Source organism: Streptomyces sp. NPDC056503 (assembly GCF_042794995.1).
Taxonomy (GTDB): Bacteria; Actinomycetota; Actinomycetes; order Streptomycetales; family Streptomycetaceae; genus Streptomyces.
The window spans coordinates 1-19,065 of record NZ_JBHTST010000157.1 but is presented as its reverse complement, the minus strand read 5'-3'; the positions used below and the strand labels follow the sequence as shown (position 1 = coordinate 19,065).

Sequence of the window (19,065 nt, the reverse complement as noted above, 5' to 3'; positions counted from 1 at the left end):
GCGCACGCGCCGGGCCCCTCCCCCCTGTGCGGGTGCGGTCACGCGCGTGCGAACGGCCATGCGCGGGTGACGGTCACTTGCCGTAGATCGCCTCGATCTCGTCGGCGAACTCCTTCGCCACCACGTTCCGCTTCAGCTTGAGCGAGGGGGTGATGTGGCCCGCCTCCTCGGTGAACTGGGAGGCCAGGACGCGGAACTTGCGGACCGACTCCGCCTTGGAGACCGCGGCGTTGCCGTCGTCGATCGCGCGCTGGACCTCGGCGAGCAGGTCCGGGTCGTCGCGGAGGGCGGCGGCGGTGACGCCGGCCGGCTTGCCGTGCTCGCTCGCCCAGCGGCCCAGGAACTCCTCGTCGAGGGTGACGAGGGCGCCGACGAACGGGCGGCCGTCGCCGACCACCATGCACTCCGCGACCAGGGCGTGGGCGCGGATCCGGTCCTCGATGACCGCCGGGGCGACGTTCTTGCCGCCGGCCGTCACCAGGATCTCCTTCTTGCGGCCGGTGATCGCGAGGTAGCCGTCCTCGTCGAGGGTGCCGATGTCACCGGTGTGGAACCAGCCGTCGGCCAGCGCCTCGGCCGTCGCCGCCTCGTTGTTCCAGTACTTCGAGAAGACGTGCTCGCCGTGGAGCAGCACCTCGCCGTCGTCCGCGATCCGCACCACCGAGCCCGGCAGCGGCTGGCCCACCGTGCCGATCTTCGGGCGGTCCCACGGGTTGAAGGCGGTGGCGGCGCACGACTCCGTCAGGCCGTAGCCCTCCAGGACGGTGAAGCCGATGCCGCGGAAGAAGTGGCCGAGCCGCTCGCCCAGCGGCGCGCCGCCGGAGATCGCGTACTCGCCGCGCCCGCCGAGCACCGCCCGCAGCTTCGAGTAGACGAGCTTGTCGAAGAGCTTGTGCTTGAGCTTCAGGCCCAGCGACGGGCCCTGCGGGGTGGCGAGCGCGCGGCTGTAGGCGATGGCCGTGTGCGCGGCCTTGTCGAAGATCTTGCCCTTGCCGTCGGCCTGCGCCTTGGCCCGGGCCGAGTTGTAGACCTTCTCGAAGACGCGCGGCACGCCCAGGATCAGCGTCGGGCGGAAGGAGGCCAGCTCGTCCGTGAGGGTCTTGATGTCCGGGAGACAGCCCAGGCGGATCGGGGCCATCACGGAGGCCACCTCGATCAGCCGGCCGAAGACGTGCGCGGCGGGCAGGAAGAGCAGCACGGAGGACTCGCCCGTACGGAAGAGCGGCTTCAGCCGCTCCACCACGTTGCCGCACTCGGCGAAGAACGCCCTGTGGGTCAGCACGCAGCCCTTGGGGCGGCCCGTGGTGCCGGAGGTGTAGACGATGGTCGCCGGGTCGTCCGCGTTCGCCGCCGACATCCGCTGGTCCAGCGTCTCGTCCGAGACCTCCGCGCCGGAGGCCGTGAGCCGCTCGACCGCACCGTCCTCGATCTGCCACAGGCCCTTGAGCGCGGGCAGCTCGCCGCGCACGGACTCCACCGACGCCTGGTGCGCGGCGGACTCCACGACCGCCAGCGAGGCGCCCGAGTCGCCGAGGATCCACTGGATCTGCTCCGGCGAGCTGGTCTCGTACACCGGCACGGTCACCGCGCCCGCGCTCCAGATCGCGAAGTCGAGCAGCACCCACTCGTAGCGGGTGCGGGAGAGCAGCGCCACCCGGTCTCCCACCCCGACCCCGGCGGCGATGAGGCCCTTGGCGACCCCACGCACCTCGGCGAGGAACTCCTTGGCGGTCACGTCCGTCCACCCGCCGTCGCCCTTGCGGGCCATCACGGCGACATCTGGGTGCTGGGAGGCGTTGCGGCGGATGAGATCCGTCAGGTTGCCGTCCGAAGGGACCTCGTACAGGGCCGGAAGGCTGAACTCGCGCAAGACTGCTGCTCCTCATCGGGCTCCGGTGCCACGGCTCTGTGTGGGCGCACCGGTGCGGTCCATGATCGGGCAGGTGCTCGGTGGGGGCGAGCACGACTGTGGACTGCCCGGACGTTACCCATCAGTACGTGGTTCCCGGTAGGGGGTCCCGGCCAGATGTTCCGTGCGTCACACCAGCGTGACGGCCCTCAGCGCACAGTAATCCACAGCTTTCCCGACTCCCAAGTAACCGCAGGTCCGACGCCCTAGGGTGGGCACATGCGAGTCCACGTGGTCAGCGACGTGCACGGCAACACCGGCGCCCTCGCCCGGGCGGGAGACGGCGCCGACGCCCTCATATGCCTCGGCGACCTGGTCCTCTTCCTCGACTACGCCGACCACAGCCGGGGCATCTTCCCCGACCTCTTCGGCGTGGCGAACGCCGACCGGCTCGTCGAGCTGCGCACCGCCCGCCGCTTCGACGAAGCCCGTGACCTGGGCCGCAGCCTCTGGGCCGGTCTCGCCGTCGATCGCGAGACCGCCATCGAGGCCGCCGTCCGCCGCCAGTACGCCGAACTCTTCGCCGCCTTCCCCTCACCCACCTACGCCACCTACGGCAACGTCGACATCCCCACCCTCTGGCCCGAGTACGCCGGCCCCGGCACCACCGTCCTCGACGGCCGGCGGATCGAGCTCGGCGGCCTGACCTTCGGCTTCGTCGGCGGCGGCCTGCGCACCCCGATGCGGACCCCGTACGAGATCTCGGACGAGGAGTACGCCGCCAAGGTCGAGGCCCTCGGCGAGGTCGACGTCCTCTGCTCCCACATCCCGCCGGAGGTCCCCGACCTCACCTACGACACCGTCGCCCGCCGCTTCGAGCGCGGCAGCCGCGCCCTCCTCGACGCCATCCGCCGCACCCGCCCCCGCTACTCCCTCTTCGGCCACGTCCACCAGCCGCTGGCCCGCCGGATGCGGATCGGCGCCACCGAGTGCGTGAACGTCGGGCACTTCGCCGCGACCGGCCGGCCCTTCGTCCTGGAGTGGTGACGGGGCCGGCACGGGGGCGCGATAGCCTTCCACCGGCACGTGTCCGTGCCCCTTGACTTCCGCCGGACCGCACAGTGGAGGAGCCACCACGATGGCCGAACACACCAGCTCGAGCATCACCATCGAGGCGGCGCCGGCCGACGTCATGAGTGTGATCGCCGACTTCGCGCGCTACCCCGACTGGACCGGCGAGGTCACCCAGGCCGAGGTCCTCCAGACCGACGAGGCCGGCCGCGCGGAGAAGGTCCGGCTCGTCCTCGACGCCGGCGCCGTCAAGGACGACCACACCCTCGCGTACACCTGGACCGGCGCCAACGAGGTCAGCTGGACCCTGGTGAAGTCCCAGATGCTGCGCTCCCTCGACGGCTCCTACCGGCTCACCCCGCTCGCCGGCGACCGCACCGAGGTCACCTACCAGCTCACCGTCGACGTCAAGATCCCCATGCTCGGGATGATCAAGCGCAAGGCCGAGAAGGTCATCATCGACCGCGCCCTCGCCGGCCTGAAGAAGCGCGTCGAGTCCACGGCCTGACCCCCGGCCGCGCGGCGCCCGGAGCCCGGGTTCCGGACGGGCGGTCCCGAGCCCCGTCCCCGGGCACGGAATCCGGGGACCGGGACGCGGCGGGGCCGCGATAGCGTCACCCGCATGCGGATCATCCTCGTCACCGGAGCCGGCGGCGCCGGGCGCACCACGGTCGCCACCGCGACCGCCCTCGCCGAGGTCCACGCCGGCCGCCGCGTGCTGCTCGTCCCCGGCGACACGGACCCGGCGCACTCCGGACCGGTCGCCGACGCCGTGGCCGGCGGCGCGGGCCCCGGGACGCTCACCGTGCTGCGGCCCGACCCCGCCGGGGACTTCCGGCGCGAGTTCCTCGCCCTCCAGGCCCGCTCCTCGACCGTCCTCGACCTCCTCGGGGCCTCCCCCTTCGAGGACGCCGAACTCACCGAGCTGCCCGGCAGCCGCCAGTTCGCCCTCCTCCGGGTGCTGCGCGAGGCCGCCGCCGGCGACCACGACCTCGCCGTCGTCGACCTGCCGCCGCTCCGCGAGGCACTGACCGTCCTCGCCCTTCCCGAGCAGCTCCGCCGCTACCTCCGCCGGCTGCTGCCGCCCGAACGCCAGGCCGCCCGCGCGCTGCGCCCGATGCTCGCCCAGCTCGCCGGCGTCCCCATGCCCGCCCAGTGGCTGTACGAGGCCACCGCCCGCTGGGAGCGGGAACTCGCCGCCGTCCAGGCCGTCGTCGAAGCCCCCGGCACCACCGTCCGGCTCGTCCTCGAACCCGGCCCGGCCGCCGCCGCCACCCTCCGCGACGCCCGTCTCGGCCTCGCCCTCCACGGCCTCGCCCTCGACGCCGTGATCGCCAACCGGCTCCTCCCGGCAGCCTCCGAGGACCCCTGGCTCGCCGCCCTCACCGCCGAGCAGCACCGCCACCTGGCGGACCTCCGCGCCGACGCCGCGGAACTCCTGCACGAGCTGCCCCATCTCGGCCGCGTTCCGCGCGGTCCCGAGGACCTCGCCCTGCTCGCCGCCGTACGCCCCGGCCCGCCGCCCGCCCCCGCGCCCGCCCCGACCGTCGAGGACCGGCGCGCGGAGGACGGCGTCCTCGTCTGGCACCTGCCGCTGCCCGGCGCCGTCAAGCGGGAGCTCTCCCTCGTCCGCAGGGGCGACGAGCTGCTCCTCGGCGCCGGCCCCTTCCGCCGCACCCTGCCCCTCCCGCCCGTCCTGCGCCGCTGCACCGTCACCGGCGCCGGCCTCGTCGACGGCGACCTCGCCATCCGCTTCGCCCCCGACCCCGGACTGTGGCCCAAGCCCTCCTGACCGCCGTCCCCGGGCGTGTACCGTCGAAGGAAGGGAAGCGACGGAGGAGTACGCCATGAGCAGCGATCCGGACGCCTGGGCCGACGCGTGTGCCGAGGACCTGGAGGCGGAGAAGGCCCGCCGCCGCGCGCGGCACGGGGAGGAACCCGGCTCGCCCGCCGAGGAGTTCCGCAAGCTCTTCGAGGCCGTCGCCGAGAAGCTCACCGGCGGACTCGGCGCCGCGGCCCCGCTCTTCGGCGGACAGGCCACCGGGGCCGCCGCCCAGGCCGCCGAGACCGTCAGGGGCCTCGTCAACCAGGCGAAGGCCGCCGTCGAGCCGGTCATCGAGCGCAACCCGCAGGTCTTCGACCACCTCGCCGCCGCCGGCAGCGAACTCCTCGCCGCCTACCGCTCGGCCGTCGAAGGCCACGAGACCCGCTGGACCCGGGGTCCCGACCTCGACGAGGACGACCCCCGCCGCGCCGCCGACACCCCCCGCGAGTCCGAGGGGGACGACCCGGACGGCCGGGACGACCGCGGGGAGGGCCCTGCCACCGGCCGCCCCATCGACCTGGACTGATCAGTACGGTGCCTCCCCTCGGGTACGGTGGGCCCTAGCGGGGCTCGACCGAAAACTGAGGGACACATGGGACTCACCATCGGCGTCGACATCGGCGGCACGAAGATCGCGGCCGGCGTGGTCGACGAGGAGGGCAGCATCCTCGACACGCACACGGTGCCCACCCCGCCGACCCCCGAAGGCATCGTCGACGCCATCTGCGCGGCCGTCTCCGAGGCCGGCAAGGGCCACCGGATCGAGGCCGTCGGCATCGGCGCGGCCGGCTACGTCGACGACAAGCGGGCCACCGTCCTCTTCGCGCCGAACATCGACTGGCGGCACGAGCCGCTGAAGGACAAGGTCGAGCAGCGCGTCGGCCTCCCCGTCGTGGTGGAGAACGACGCCAACGCGGCCGCCTGGGGCGAGTACCGCTTCGGCGCCGGCCAGGGCCACGAGGACGTCATCTGCATCACCCTCGGCACCGGCCTCGGCGGCGGCATCATCATCGGCAACAAGCTGCGCCGCGGACGCTTCGGCGTCGCCGCCGAGTTCGGCCACATCCGGGTCGTCCCGGACGGCCTGCTCTGCGGCTGCGGCAGCCAGGGCTGCTGGGAGCAGTACGCCTCCGGCCGCGCCCTCGTCCGCTACGCGCGGCAGCGCGCCGCCGCCACCCCCGAGAACGCCGGGGTCCTGCTCTCGCTCGGCGACGGCACCCCCGAGGGCATCCAGGGCAAGCACGTCAGCGAGGCCGCCCGCGCCGGCGACCCGGTCGCCGTCGACTCCTTCCGCGAGCTGGCCCGCTGGGCCGGCGCCGGACTGGCCGACCTCGCCTCGCTCTTCGACCCGTCCGCGTTCATCGTCGGCGGCGGCGTCTCGGACGAGGGCGAGCTGGTCCTCGACCCGATCCGGAAGTCCTTCCGGCGCTGGTTGATCGGCGGCAGCCACCGTCCGCACGCGCAGGTCCTCGCCGCTCAGCTCGGCAACAAGGCCGGCCTCGTCGGCGCCGCGGACCTGGCCCGCCAGGGCTGACCCTCCGCCGCGTGCCATCCGGTCGATGCCCGCCGCGCCCTCTGGGGCGGGGCGGGCATCCGGCCTATGTTGGGGCCATGGCCCTCGACGCGACCGGCGCGCTGCCCGCCTCCCGTACCGAGCCGGACGGCTCCGCCGTGGTCCGGATCCTCAGCTACAACATCCGCTCGATGCGCGACGACGAGGACGCCCTCGCCCGGGTGATCCGGGCCTGCGCCCCCGACGTCGTCCTCGTCCAGGAGGCCCCGCGCTTCTTCCGCTGGCGCAAGCACGCGGCCCGGCTCGCCGCCAAGAGCGAACTGGTCGTCCTCTCCGGCGGGGCCACCGCGGCGGGGCCGCTGCTGCTCTGCTCGCTGCGCGCCACCGTGGAGCGGACCGAGGACGTGCTGCTCCCGCTCACCCCGGGGCTCCACCGGCGCGGGCTCGCCACCGCCGTCGTCCGCTTCGGGGGCGTCCGGCTCGGGCTCGTCAGCTGCCATCTGAGCCTGCGGGAGGACGAGCGGTACGAGCAGGCCGGCCTGGTCCTCGACCGGGTCGCCGCGCTCGGCACCCCGTACGCGGTCGTCGCCGGCGACCTCAACGAGCGGCCCGGCGGCCCGGCCTTCACCCGGCTCACGGGAACCCTCCGCGACGGCTGGGAGACGGCCCCCCTGGGAGCCGGGAACACCCATCCCGCCAGGGGACCGCACCAGCGCATCGACGCGATCCTGGCGACGGACGGCGTCGAGTTCCTCGGCTGCGGCGTGCCCACCGGCCCCGCCCCCGCCGACCTGACCGCCGCCACCGATCACCTTCCGGTACTGGCGGCGGTCAGACTCCGGGCACCCGCCTGACGGGGGCTCGCCCCGCCGGCGTCACACCACCGCGCCGCGGCCCGGGTCGTCGTAGCCGTCGTCGTCCCCGTCGTCGCCCTTCATCCGGGCCACCAGGGTCGCGAAGCCGCCCAGGAAGCCGCCGACGCAGAGGGTGGTGAGCCACCAGGTCATGTCCCAGCGGAAGAGCACCGCGAGCAGCATCAGGACCGGGCCGCCGACCACCGCGAGCCAGGCGAACTTGGTGGTGGTGTCCGCCTCCGGGAGCGGCGGCGGCTCCGGCGGCACGAAGTGGCCCTCGTCCGAGCCTCCGGGGCCCTCCTCGGGCTCGGACAGGCTGTAGTCGCGCGGGCCGCCGCTCGGGCGCACCCCGGGGGCGAAGGTGATCGAACTGCCGAGGACGGGCTTCCCGTCGCCGGAGCCGTCCCCTTCGTCACCCGGCTCGGGGCCCTCCTCCGCCTCCGCCTCGGCCTCCGGCTCGGGGCGCGCGGCGGGCGGGGGCACCTCCCGCCTGGTCTTGTCCGGCTTGGGCACGTCACCGCCCGAGGCGGCCCGGGCCTCGCGGGCCTCCAGTTCCTCCGGCTCCGGGAGCCGCAGGTTCTCGATCGGCCGGAACGGCCGGGTCCCCGGAGGATCCGAGGGCTCCTCGCCGTACCCCGCGACGATCGCGGCCCACGCCGCCTCCTCGTCGATGGGCTGCGGCTCCCGCTCGCCGCCGTCCTGCTGGTCAGCCACCGCTCCTGCTCCCCTTCCCGCCCACGAGCCCGGGGGCGAGACGCTCGACGAACGCCAGACTCTCCTCGAAGATCCTCTCCGCGTCATGGTCCAACGTCGCCACGTGGTAACTCTGTTCCAGCAGGATCTCCTTCACGTCGGTGGAGGAGACCCGGCTGAGCACCCGCGCCGAGTCGGCGGGCGGCACCACGTGGTCCTGCGGGCTGTGCAGCAGCAGGAGCGGCTGGGTGACCTGCGGGAGCTCGCCGTCGACCAGCCGGAAGAACCGCCGCAGCGAGTGCGCGGCGTGCAGCGGCACCCGGTCGTACCCGACCTCGGCCGCGCCCTCCTTCGCGATGTCGTTGGCGACGCCCTTCGTCGTCGGCACCAGGTGGCGCACCACCGGCAGGGCGTGCGCGGCGAGGCCGTGCACCTTGTTGCCCGGGTTGACGAGCACGATGCCGCGGACCGCGTCGCCGTGCTTCGCGGCGAGCCGCAGGGTCAGCGCCCCGCCCATGGACAGGCCGAAGACGAAGACGGTGGAGCAGCGGGCGGTCAGCTCGCGCAGCGCCCGGTCCACCTCCGCGTACCAGTCGTGCCAGGTGGTGAGCTGCATGTCCTGCCAGCGCGTGCCGTGCCCGGGCAGCAGCGGCACCGACACCGTCAGGCCGCGGTCCGCGAGGAACTCGGCCCACGGGCGCATCGACTGCGGGGAACCGGTGAATCCGTGACAGAGAAGGACGCCGACCTCTCCGCCCTCATGGCGGTACGGCTCGGCTCCGGGAAGGACCGGCACCGGGGTCTCCTGTTCGGTTTGCGGCTCCGGTGCGTCGGGGGCGCCGGAACCGTGCGGAGATGGGGGAAGGACCTTCACGGTACGCGACCGGACCGACACCGACCAGGGCCGCAGCGGGGGCGGCACGTCGGTACGGGATAAAGTCGTCACGACGGCACACGGAAGGCATGGCGAGTTGATCTACGGCGCAATGAAGTTCTCCATCGGGGGCTCCCTGAAGCTCGCCTTCCGGCCCTGGGTGGAGGGTCTGGAGAACGTTCCCGCCGAGGGCCCCGCGATCCTCGCCAGCAACCACCTGTCCTTCTCGGACTCCTTCTTCCTGCCCGCGGTCCTGGACCGCAAGGTCACCTTCATCGCCAAGGCGGAGTACTTCACCACGCCCGGTCTGAAGGGCCGGCTGACCGCCGCCTTCTTCAAGGGCGTCGGCCAGCTCCCGGTGGACCGCTCGGGCGCCCGCGGCGCCGGTGAGGCGGCCATCCAGGCCGGCATCGAGGTCATCGAGGGCGGCGGCCTCTTCGGCATCTACCCCGAGGGCACCCGCTCGCCCGACGGCCGGCTCTACCGCGGCAAGCCCGGCGGCCTGGCCCGGGTGGCGCTGGCCACCGGCGCCCCGGTGATCCCGGTCGCGATGCTCGACACCGAGAAGATCCAGCCGCCCGGCAAGGTCGTCCCGAAGCTGATGCGCCCCGGGATCAGGATCGGCAAGCCGCTGGACTTCTCCCGCTACCAGGGCATGGACGGCGACCGCTTCATCCTGCGTTCGGTGACCGACGAGGTCATGTACGAGATCATGAAGCTCTCCGGCCAGGAGTACGTCGACATCTACGCGACGGCCGCGAAGCGGCAGATCGCGGAGGCCGAGAAGGCCGCCAAGGAGGCCGTGAAGGCGGAGATCGCCGCACGGGAAGAGTCCGGCGCCTGACCCTCCCGTCAGGGAGCGCCGGCGGGGGGTGGGGGAGATGGCCAAGCGCGAGCGTGTCGTGCGCATGTCGGTGGAGCAGCCGTTGTGGCGGGCTCTGACCGGTTACCGCGTCCTGACGATGGTCTACGCGGTGTTGATCTTCGCCACCGGCCGGGACCGCTACGAGCGGCCCTGGATCGCCGTCGCCTACCTGGCGGTGCTCTGCGTCTGGACCCTCGCCACCCTCCCCAAGGTGGCGAACGCGGCGAGCTGCACCAGGCGCTTCCTCGTCGCCGACCTCGCCCTCGCCCTCACCGGCATCCTCCTCACCCCGCTCGCGGACGCCCACGCCCAGTCCGTGGACGGCCCCACGCTGCCGACGATATGGACCGCCGGCTCGGTCCTCGCCTACGCCATCAAGGGCGGCTGGCGCTGGGCCGGCTTCGCCTCCTCCCTCGTCGCCGTCGCCAACATCATCGAGCGGGCCCACCCCAGCCGGGACACCGTCCACAACGTCATCCTGGTCTGGGTGGCCTCCATCGCCATCGGATACGTCGTCGAGGTCGCCCGGGCCTCCGAGCGCACCCTCGCCCGCGCCCTGGAGATCGAGGCCGCGACCCGTGAGCGCGAGCGGCTCGCCCGCGACATCCACGACAGCGTCCTCCAGGTCCTCGCCATGGTGCAGCGGCGCGGCACCGCCATCGGCGGGGAGGCCGCCGAGCTGGGCCGGATGGCCGGCGAGCAGGAGGTCGCCCTGCGGACCCTGGTGGCCGGCGGTCTCACCCGCGCCAGCCACGTCTCCGAGGACGAGTCCGAGGGCGCGGTCGTCCGGGTCGTCGAGGTCGACGACGAGCCCGCCGACGACATCCCCGTCGACCTGCGCGCCCTGCTCGCCCCGCGGGCCGGCGCCCGGGTCACCCTCTCCGACCCCGGCGTGCCCGTGCCGCTGCCCGCCGCGGCCGCCCGCGAACTGGCCGCCGCCGTCGGCGCCGCCCTGGACAACGTGCGGGTGCACGCGGGCGCGGACGCGCGCGCGTGGATCCTGGTCGAGGACTGGGACGACGAGGTCCTCGTCACCGTCCGGGACGACGGGCCCGGCATCCCGGAGGGCCGGCTCGCCGAGGCGGAGGGCGAGGGCCGGATGGGCGTCGCGCTCTCCATCCGGGGGCGCCTGCGCGACCTGGGGGGCACGGCCGAGCTGATCTCGGTCCCCGGCCAGGGCACCGAAGTCGAACTGAAGGTCCCGCGACCCGCGCGGGGCGCACGGGGGAAGGCAGGAGAGAAGTGAACGAGGCGCAGCACGCGGCGGACTCCACGGAGCGGGGCCGGTCCATCAAGGTGATGGTCGTCGACGACCACCCCATGTGGCGGGACGCCGTCGCCCGCGACCTGGCCGAGGCGGGCTTCGACGTCGTCGCCACCGCCGGCGACGGCGAGCAGGCCGTCCGCCGTGCCCCGGCCGTCGCCCCCGACGTCCTCGTCCTGGACCTCAACCTGCCCGCCAAGCCGGGCGTCCAGGTCTGCAAGGAGCTGGTCGGCTCGCTGCCCGGGCTGCGGGTCCTGGTCCTCTCGGCGAGCGGCGAGCACGCGGACGTCCTGGAGGCCGTGAAGTCCGGCGCCACCGGCTACCTGCTGAAGTCGGCCGGCGCCGAGGAGCTGATCGACGCGGTCCGCCGCACCGCCGCGGGCGATCCCGTCTTCACCCCGGGCCTCGCCGGACTGGTCCTCGGCGAGTACCGCCGCCTCGCCTCCGAGCCCGTGCCCGCCGCGGGCGCCGGGGAGCCCGAGGCGCCCCGCCTCACCGACCGCGAGACCGAGGTCCTCCGGCTCGTCGCCAAGGGCCTCAGCTACAAGCAGATCGCCGAGCGGCTCGTCATCTCGCACCGCACCGTGCAGAACCACGTCCAGAACACCCTCGGCAAGCTCCAGCTGCACAACCGCGTCGAGCTGGTGCGGTACGCGATCGAGCGCGGCCTCGACGAGGGCTGACCGGCCGGGCGCCGGGCGGGCCGGGGGACAGAGCCGTATATTCGGGCAGGTATGCGGCCTTCTGGCGAGAGGACTGTCGTGGAGATCCTGGCATTCGGCGTGCAGGCGGACGAGAAGCCGATGATCGAGAAGGCGTTCGCGGGCCACCACGACGTCCGCTGCCTCGACGTCTTCCTCACCGAGGACACCGCCCCCATCGCGGCCGGCTACGAGGTCATCTCCACCAGTGTCAACGCCATCCTCGACCACCGGGTCCTCCAGACCCTGGCGGCCGGCGGGACCCAGATGATCGCCCAGCGCTCCACCGGCTTCAACAACATCGACCTGGAGGTCGCCGAGCGCCTCGGCCTCACCGTCGCCCGGGTCTCGTACTACTCGCCGTACTCCGTCGCCGAGTTCGCCTGGACCCTCGCCATGGCGGTCAACCGGCGGATCGTCCGCGCCTCCAACCGCACCCGCGACTTCGACTTCCGCCTCGACGGGCTGATGGGCCGCGACATGCGGGGCCGTACCGCCGGCGTCCTCGGGACCGGCAAGATCGGCGAGGCCTTCGCCCGGATCGCCCACGGCTTCGGCATGCGGCTCCTCGGCTGGGACGTCGCCGAGAACCCGGCCTGCGTCGAACTGGGCATGGAGTACGTCGAGAAGGACCGGCTCCTCGCCGAGGCCGACCTCGTCAGCCTCCACGTGCCGCTGCTGCCCGCCACCCAGCACATCATCGACGCCTCCGCCCTCGTGGCCATGAAGGACGACGCGATCCTGGTCAACTCCAGCCGGGGCGGCCTCGTCGACACCGACGCCCTCGTCGCCGAGCTGCGCGCCGGCCGCTTCACCGGCGTCGGCCTCGACGTCTACGAGGCGGAGGCCGGACTCTTCTTCCTCGACAAGTCCCTCGCCGGCGTCGAGGACGACACCCTGGCCCGCCTGGTGACCTTCCCGAACGTGGTGGTGACGAGCCACCAGGCGTACTACACCGCCGACGCGGTCGGCCAGATCATCGACACCACGGTCCAGAACGTCCTCGACTACGTCCGGGGCGAGCGAGGCGAGAACGTCCTGGTCCCGAGGGCCGCCTCCTAGACCAGCACCCCGGCCAGCAGCCCGGCCGTCACCGCCGCGCCCTCCAGCGTCAGCACCGACTCCGGGTGGAACTGGACGCCCGCGAACCCCGGGCCGCGCAGCGCGTGCACCTCGTCCGTCTCCGCGTCCCGGCTCACCTCGATCCGGTGCAGCGCCAGCTCCGTCGCCTCCCGCTCGTCGCAGCGGGCGGTGAAGCTGTTGTAGAAGCCGGCCGTCCGCTCCTGGCCGAAGAGGTCGATCCGGACCTGGGCGCCCTGGAACGGGGTGCGCTTGCGCACGATCTCCAGGCCCAGCTCGGCCGCGATCAGCTCGTGCCCGAGGCACACGCCCAGCAGGCCGTGCCGGTGGCCGCGCAGCAGCTCGGCGGTGAGCCCGCGCAGGAACCGCATCTTCGGGTCGGCCGCGTCCATCGGGTCGCCCGGGCCGGGGCCGAGGACCACCGGACCCTCGTGGGCGAGCGCCAGCTCCCGCAGCCCCGGCTCGTCGAAGCGCAGCACCGACACCTCCAGGCCCGAGGAGCGCAGCAGGTGCGCCAGCATGGCGGTGAAGGTGTCCTCCGCGTCGATCACCAGCGCGTGGCCCGTCAGCTCCGCCGACCGGGTCTGCATCCGCAGCCAGAACGGCGCCAGGTCCGCCCGCCGGGCGTCCAGCGCGGCCCGCACCCGCGGATCGTCGGCGAGCCGCGCCCGCGCCGGCGCGTCCTCCGCCGCCGGGCGTCCCTCCCGCACCCCGAGCGCCGCCAGGACCGCCGCCGCCTTCGCGTGGGTCTCCGCGACCTCGCCCGCCGGCTCCGAGTGCCGCACCAGGGTCGCGCCCACCGGCACCCTGAGCCGCCCGTCGGCCGCGATGTCCGCGGTCCGGATGAGGATGGGGGAGTCCAGGGTCTGCGCCCCGTTCTCGTCCGTGCCGAGCAGCGCCAGCGCCCCCGCGTAGTAGCCCCGCCCGCCGGCCTCGTGACGCTCGATCACCCGGCAGGCGTTCTGCACCGGCGAGCCCGTCACGGTCGCCGCGAACATGGTCTCCCGCAGCACCTCGCGCACGTCCAGCGAGGAGCGGCCGCGCAACTCGTACTCGGTGTGCGCGAGATGGGCCATCTCCTTCAGCCGGGGACCGATCACCACCCCGCCCATGTCCCCGACCGTGCACATCATCTTCAGTTCCTCGTCCACCACCATGGAGAGCTCCTCGGTCTCCTTGCGGTCGGCGAGGAAGCCGAGCAGCCCCTCGGCGGTCGGCGCGGCGCCATCCGGGTAGCGGTACGTCCCGCTGATCGGGTTCATGACCACGGTGCCGCCCGCCATCCGCACGTGCACCTCGGGGCTGGCCCCGACGAGCGTCCGCTCCCCGGTGTGCACGACGAAGGTCCAGTACGCCCCCCGCTCGCCCGCGAGCAGCCGCCGGAAGAGCGCCAGCGCGTCGGCCCGCCCGAAGCCCGGGATCTCCCCGGTGTACGTCCGCCGGATGACGAAGTTCGCCCCCTCGCCGCCCCCGATCTCCTCCTCGATCACCCGCCGCACGGTGTCGGCGTACTCCTCGTCGGAGACGTCGAAGGCCCCGCCGGCGACCTCGACCCGGTGCGCGGGCAGCGCGTCGAGGGCCGCGCCGAGCGGCAGCTCGTACGTCTCCTCGGCGACCAGCACCGACAGCGGCGTCCCGTCGTCCCGCACGTCGAACCCGCGCTCCCTGATCTGCCGGAACGGCACCAGGGCGAGCGCCGGCCGCTCGCCCACGGGCAGTTCGGCCAGCCGCTCCGCCTCGTGGACGGCGCCGACCAGCACCTCGACGGTGTCGTGGTCACGGCCGGGGGTGCGGCGGCGCAGCAGGGCGAACGGCGGGGCGGAGTCGTCGAGGAGACGGGAGAGGTCGAAGTCCATGGGAGTGGGTTCCTTCCGGTGGGAGTGCGGAGAGGAACGGCCTCGCGGGTACGAGAAAGGCCGCCCCTCGGGCGGCCTTCGCGTGGTCTTCGGATACGCGCAGTCAGTGGGCCGCCGGAGGGACGGTCCACCACCAGTTCTGGGTCGGCAGCGCGTACATGCGAGCACTGTAACCCAGCCGGACACGGGAACGGGGCCCGTCCCACACCGTGGAAGGCGTGGAACGGGCCCCGTCCGTCGGGCACGACCGGATCAGACGATCAGGTTGAATCCCTGCCAGCCGCTGCCGATCTGCGCCTTGGGGGCGTAGGGGTTCGGGTAGCCGCCGGTGTTCTTGTAGAACCACAGGACGCCGGAGGCGTCGCGGGCGACCAGGTCCGGCTTGCCGTCCTTGTTCAGGTCGCCGGGGCCGACCATCACGTTGTAGGCCTGCCAGCCGCCGCCGACCTGCACGCGGCGGGCGTACGGGTTGGGGTAGCCGCCGCTGTTCTTGTAGAACCAGAGCGTGCCGGTGGTGTCGCGGGCGATCAGGTCCGGCTTGCCGTCACCGGTCATGTCGCCGGTGGCGATGAGCTCGTTGTAGACCTGCCAGCCGCCGCCGACCTGGGCGCGGGCCGCGAAGGGCCTCGCCGGGTCGCCGGTGCCCTTGTAGAACCAGAGCGTGCCGGTGGTGTCGCGGGCGATCAGGTCCGGCTTGCCGTCACCGGTCATGTCGCCAGTGCCGAGGAGCTTGTTGTAGACCTGCCAGCCGCCACCGGTGCGGAGCCGCGCCTTGAACGGCGCGCTCGGGTTGCCGCTGCCCCGGTAGTACCAGAGGACGCCGTCCTTGTCCCGGGCCACGGCGTCCCCGGTCCCGTCGGCCCGCAGGGTCGTCAGCGGCATGATCGTGTTGTAGACCTGCCACCCCGGGCCGACCTTGTACTTGGCCAGGAACGGCGAGGTCGCGGAGCCGCTGCCCTGGTACTGCCAGAGCACTCCGGCGGCGTCACGGGCGACGATGTTGTTGCGGTCGGTGGCGGAGACGGGGGCGGCCGAGGGAGCCTCGGTGACCTCGCTCTCCTTCACCCAGACGATCTTGTGGTGGAAGCGGATCGGCACGAACTTGACGCTGCCGACGACGTTCCTCTGGGCCGAGCCGAACCAGTCGTCGCCCACCACGGCCGGGCCGGCCTTCACGTAGGCCTGGCCGGAGGCGAAGGTGAACTTCGACAGCGGGTCGTTCTCGTTGCCCGGGGCCTCCAGGGCGGCCGCGGTGTAGGCGGCGGTCTCCGGGAAGGAGCGGCCGTAGACCTTGATGCCGGTCAGGGGGGACTTGACCTTCACCGCGGTGGCGTTCACCGGCACGGTGTACTGGCCGCCGGGGTTGTAGAACCAGGCCTTCTGGCCCGCGTACCAGATCGCCGTCCAGTTGGTCCGGACCTCGGCGACGACGTAGAGGCCGCCGGCGCGGACCTTGTTGCCGTAGTTGGAGCCCTGGGTGGTCAGCGCGGTGAAGTACGGGTCCTTGAGGGCGGCGTAGCTCGTCCCGGGGCCCGTGTAGAGGTAGCCGAAGTTGACGGGACGGACCGAGGCCGTCTTGTTCGTCTTGGTCACCTCGTCGTAGTACGTCATCGCCGTCTGGTTCGCCGTGGTGAACGGCGGCACCACGCGGACCGTCTGCCCGGCGCGGAACAGCCCGCCCGCGCCCTTGTCGCCCTGCGGGGCGCCGAGCAGGGACATGTAGTAGTTCCAGTCCCAGTACGGGCCCGCGTCCCAGTGAAGGGTGTCCATGCGGTCGTCCGTCTGGAGTGCGACCTCGTCGTGGCCGATGATGTGCTCGCGGTCGATCGGCACGCCGTACTTGGCGGCGAGGAACTTCACCAGCTCGGCCGAGGTGCGGTAGAGCTGCGGGTCGAACCAGGAGCCCTCCTTGATGGCCCAGCCCTCGTGCTCCACGCCGATGGCGTGCATGTTGTGGGTCCAGTTGCCCGCGTGCCAGGCCAGGTTCTTGTTCTCCAGCAGCTGGGCCACCTCGGTGCCCGCCGCGTTGATCATGTACTGGGCGCTGCCCTTGCCCTTCGGGTCGGTCAGGGTCCGCAGCGAACCGTCCCACGCGCCCTCGGTGTCGTGGATGACGATCTGGCGGATGTCGACGCCGTTGTTGGGGCGGTCGGCCTGGGTGTAGTTCTTCGACCCGTCGGCCGCCGGCACGATGAAGTGGGGCGTGCAGTTCATCCCGGCCGGGCACTCGACCGTCGCCGTCGTCGCCGTGGTGCTCGCGAAGGACGCGGCGAGCGGGACGTTCGCGGGCGCGGCCGGGGTGACCGAGGGGTCGGCCGGCAGGGTGAGCTGCTCGCCGTCGGCGGTGAGCTTGCGCTCACCCTTCTTGATCGACTCGAAGACGCGCTTCGCGAAGACCTCGGCGCCCTTCTTCTGCGTCGACTCGCTGAAGCGGGCCACGGCCGGGTACCAGTCGCCGGCCTCGTCCGACAGCTCGGCGCCCGCCTGCTTCTGGTACTCGGCGAGCAGGGCGGCGCCGGCCCGGACGGAGGCGGCGCTGTCGTTCTGGACGGTCTCGGTCGAGCTGTCGATCAGATCGGCGGCCTTGTCCAGGGTGTGCAGCCGGGGGTCGTCGGTGTCGACGGCGGCTCCGGCCAGGGTGCGGCGGACCCGCTCCGGGTCGAAGCCCTTCTCGATCTCCGGGCGGCCGCTGCCGTTGAAGTGCCGGATCTGCTCGTCGGTGATCCCGGTCTCGACGTCCTCCGGGTCGACCTTCGTCAGACCCATGACGTTGTACCCGCCCGTGGTGCTGGGCTCGCCGTCGTGGGACTCCCACAGCGACTTCTGGTACGACACCGCCATCAGCACGCTCTGCGGGACGTCGAACTCCTCCGCCGCCGCGGCGAACTGCTCCTGGAGCGAGGCGTCGCCACCGGGCTTCGCGTCGGCGGCCGTGCCGAGGAGGTTCGGCGAGGCGACCGCGAGGGTGCCGATCGTGGCGGTGGCGACGACGGCGGCCGCCGCTCCGTACAAGAGCCGTTTCTTTTTGCGATCCCTGCGGTGACTCTGGGTCACACCCACCCCTGTGTGTCAGCTATGTATTTGGCGAACAGGTTTGCTCGTTTGCTAAACGCGGGTGAGGGTAACACCACTCGATGGAGTGAAGATCGCGTCCAGACAATCCGGGCGCGCGTCTCAGCCACTGGGCAGGGGACAGGACAGGACGAAGAACCCCGTACTGTGGTCCGCGTGACCGTGAACGCTGAATCCCACGCCGTCGCCAAGGCGACCTGGCGAGACCTGCCCGCGGCGCAGCAGCCCGAGTACCCCGATGCCGAGGCTCTGCGCGATGTGATCGCGGACCTCGAGTCGTATCCCCCGCTCGTCTTCGCCGGCGAGTGCGACCAGCTGCGCGCCCGGATGGGGGCCGTCGCCCGTGGCGAGGCGTTCCTCCTCCAGGGCGGCGACTGCGCCGAGGCGTTCGACGCGGTGTCGGCCGACCACATCCGGGCCAAGCTGAAGACCCTGCTCCAGATGAGCGCCGTCCTGACGTACGCGGCCTCCGTGCCCGTCGTGAAGGTGGGCCGCATCGCCGGGCAGTACTCCAAGCCCCGCTCGAAGGGCACCGAGACCCGTGACGGCGTGACGCTCCCCACCTACCGGGGCGACTCCGTCAACGGCTTCGACTTCAACGAGAAGGCCCGCGTCCCGGACCCCGAGCGCCTGAAGCGGATGTACAACGCCTCCGCCTCCACGCTCAACCTGGTCCGCGCCTTCACCACCGGTGGCTACGCCGACCTGCGCCAGGTGCACGCCTGGAACCAGGACTTCGTGAAGTCGTCCCCCTCGGGCCAGCGCTACGAGCAGCTGGCGCGCGAGATCGACAACGCCCTGAACTTCATGAAGGCCTGTGGCACCGACCCGGCCGAGTTCAAGGCCGTGGAGTTCTACGCCTCGCACGAGGCGCTGCTCCTCGACTACGAGGGCGCCCTGACCCGTACGGACTCGCGCACCGGCAAGCTGTACGACACCTCCGGCCACATGGTCTGGATCGGTGAGCGCACCCGCCAGCTGGACCACGCCCACATCGAGTTCGCGTCGCGGATCGCCAACCCGATCGGCATCAAGCTGGGCCCGACGACCACCCCGGAGGAGGCGCTGACGTACATCGAGCGCCTCGACCCGGAGCGCGAGCCGGGCCGGCTGACCTTCATCGTCCGCATGGGCGCCGACAAGGTCCGGGACAAGCTCCCCGAGCTGGTCGAGAAGGTCACCGCCTCGGGCGCCACCGTCGCCTGGGTGACCGACCCGATGCACGGCAACACCTTCGAGGCGGCCTCCGGCCACAAGACCCGCCGCTTCGACGACGTGCTCGACGAGGTCAAGGGCTTCTTCGAGGTCCACAAGGAGCTCGGCACCCACCCGGGCGGCATCCACGTCGAGCTCACCGGTGACGACGTCACCGAGTGCGTGGGCGGCGGCGACGAGATCTTCGTCGACGACCTGCACCAGCGCTACGAGACGGCCTGCGACCCGCGCCTCAACCGGAGCCAGTCGCTCGACCTCGCGTTCCTCGTGGCCGAGATGTACCGCGATCAGTAAGTAGCTTCCTACGGCGATGGGGCGCGGATCCTTGTGATC

The 19,065-nt window shown here is 72.7% G+C and carries 16 protein-coding genes; 11 read left to right on the top strand and 5 right to left on the bottom strand.

What is annotated here, in order from left to right; genetic code table 11:
• Nucleotides 1–73 precede the first annotated feature (73 nt).
• Nucleotides 74–1,870: an AMP-dependent synthetase/ligase gene (locus tag ACFQ8C_RS32250; protein ID WP_383464556.1), complete on the bottom strand. Its 1,797-nt coding sequence runs from the start codon at nt 1,868–1,870 to the stop codon at nt 74–76.
• A gap of 258 nt (nt 1,871–2,128) precedes the next feature.
• On the opposite strand from ACFQ8C_RS32250, the gene ACFQ8C_RS32245 reads away from it, so the two are divergent.
• The 6 genes from ACFQ8C_RS32245 (at nt 2,129) to ACFQ8C_RS32220 (ending at nt 7,112) form a co-directional block, all read left to right on the top strand.
• Nucleotides 2,129–2,896, top strand: coding sequence for a metallophosphoesterase (locus ACFQ8C_RS32245; protein ID WP_383464554.1), 768 nt, complete (start codon nt 2,129–2,131; stop codon nt 2,894–2,896).
• Between the two features lie 91 nt (nt 2,897–2,987).
• Complete coding sequence (locus ACFQ8C_RS32240) at nt 2,988–3,428, top strand: SRPBCC family protein (RefSeq protein WP_383464551.1); 441 nt, start codon at nt 2,988–2,990, stop codon at nt 3,426–3,428.
• A gap of 114 nt (nt 3,429–3,542) precedes the next feature.
• Nucleotides 3,543–4,712 carry an ArsA family ATPase gene (locus ACFQ8C_RS32235; protein ID WP_383464548.1) on the top strand — a complete coding sequence of 390 codons (1,170 nt, stop codon included), beginning with the start codon at nt 3,543–3,545 and terminating at the stop codon, nt 4,710–4,712.
• Between the two features lie 55 nt (nt 4,713–4,767).
• Nucleotides 4,768–5,271 carry a DUF5304 domain-containing protein gene (locus ACFQ8C_RS32230; RefSeq protein WP_383464546.1) on the top strand — a complete coding sequence of 168 codons (504 nt, stop codon included), beginning with the start codon at nt 4,768–4,770 and terminating at the stop codon, nt 5,269–5,271.
• 66 nt (nt 5,272–5,337) lie between these two features.
• Nucleotides 5,338–6,279: an ROK family glucokinase gene (locus ACFQ8C_RS32225; RefSeq protein WP_383464543.1), complete on the top strand. Its 942-nt coding sequence runs from the start codon at nt 5,338–5,340 to the stop codon at nt 6,277–6,279.
• A 77-nt stretch (nt 6,280–6,356) separates the two neighbouring features.
• The gene (locus ACFQ8C_RS32220; RefSeq protein WP_383464541.1) at nt 6,357–7,112 is read left to right on the top strand and encodes an endonuclease/exonuclease/phosphatase family protein; all 756 of its coding nucleotides are present in this window, start codon (nt 6,357–6,359) and stop codon (nt 7,110–7,112) included.
• 21 nt (nt 7,113–7,133) lie between these two features.
• On the opposite strand, the gene ACFQ8C_RS32215 is transcribed toward ACFQ8C_RS32220, so the two are convergent.
• Nucleotides 7,134–7,826, bottom strand: a complete 693-nt coding sequence (locus ACFQ8C_RS32215; RefSeq protein ID WP_383464540.1) for a hypothetical protein — start codon at nt 7,824–7,826, stop codon at nt 7,134–7,136.
• On the bottom strand, nt 7,819–8,601 hold the full coding sequence (locus ACFQ8C_RS32210) for an alpha/beta hydrolase (RefSeq protein WP_383464537.1): 783 nt from the start codon (nt 8,599–8,601) through the stop codon (nt 7,819–7,821). Before ACFQ8C_RS32210 ends, ACFQ8C_RS32215 begins: the two co-directional genes overlap by 8 nt.
• A gap of 190 nt (nt 8,602–8,791) precedes the next feature.
• Here ACFQ8C_RS32210 and ACFQ8C_RS32205 point away from each other — a divergent pair, with 190 nt between their 5' ends.
• The 4 genes from ACFQ8C_RS32205 (at nt 8,792) to ACFQ8C_RS32190 (ending at nt 12,571) form a co-directional block, all read left to right on the top strand.
• Nucleotides 8,792–9,523 carry a lysophospholipid acyltransferase family protein gene (locus ACFQ8C_RS32205; RefSeq protein ID WP_383464534.1) on the top strand — a complete coding sequence of 244 codons (732 nt, stop codon included), beginning with the start codon at nt 8,792–8,794 and terminating at the stop codon, nt 9,521–9,523.
• A 37-nt stretch (nt 9,524–9,560) separates the two neighbouring features.
• Complete coding sequence (gene macS, locus ACFQ8C_RS32200; protein ID WP_383464531.1) at nt 9,561–10,790, top strand: MacS family sensor histidine kinase; 1,230 nt, start codon at nt 9,561–9,563, stop codon at nt 10,788–10,790.
• A 53-nt stretch (nt 10,791–10,843) separates the two neighbouring features.
• Nucleotides 10,844–11,491 (top strand): response regulator, encoded by a 648-nt coding sequence (locus tag ACFQ8C_RS32195; protein WP_383464559.1) that lies wholly within the window; start codon nt 10,844–10,846, stop codon nt 11,489–11,491.
• A 78-nt stretch (nt 11,492–11,569) separates the two neighbouring features.
• Nucleotides 11,570–12,571, top strand: coding sequence for a 2-hydroxyacid dehydrogenase (locus ACFQ8C_RS32190; RefSeq protein ID WP_383464528.1), 1,002 nt, complete (start codon nt 11,570–11,572; stop codon nt 12,569–12,571).
• On the opposite strand, the gene ACFQ8C_RS32185 is transcribed toward ACFQ8C_RS32190, so the two are convergent.
• Nucleotides 12,568–14,445: an anthranilate synthase family protein gene (locus ACFQ8C_RS32185; RefSeq protein WP_383464527.1), complete on the bottom strand. Its 1,878-nt coding sequence runs from the start codon at nt 14,443–14,445 to the stop codon at nt 12,568–12,570. The genes ACFQ8C_RS32190 and ACFQ8C_RS32185 overlap by 4 nt on opposite strands.
• A 252-nt stretch (nt 14,446–14,697) precedes the next feature.
• Nucleotides 14,698–17,457 carry an N-acetylmuramoyl-L-alanine amidase gene (locus ACFQ8C_RS32180; RefSeq protein ID WP_383464525.1) on the bottom strand — a complete coding sequence of 920 codons (2,760 nt, stop codon included), beginning with the start codon at nt 17,455–17,457 and terminating at the stop codon, nt 14,698–14,700.
• Between the two features lie 216 nt (nt 17,458–17,673).
• Here ACFQ8C_RS32180 and ACFQ8C_RS32175 point away from each other — a divergent pair, with 216 nt between their 5' ends.
• Complete coding sequence (locus tag ACFQ8C_RS32175; protein ID WP_383464523.1) at nt 17,674–19,026, top strand: class II 3-deoxy-7-phosphoheptulonate synthase; 1,353 nt, start codon at nt 17,674–17,676, stop codon at nt 19,024–19,026.
• The last annotated feature ends 39 nt before the right edge of the window (nt 19,027–19,065 follow it).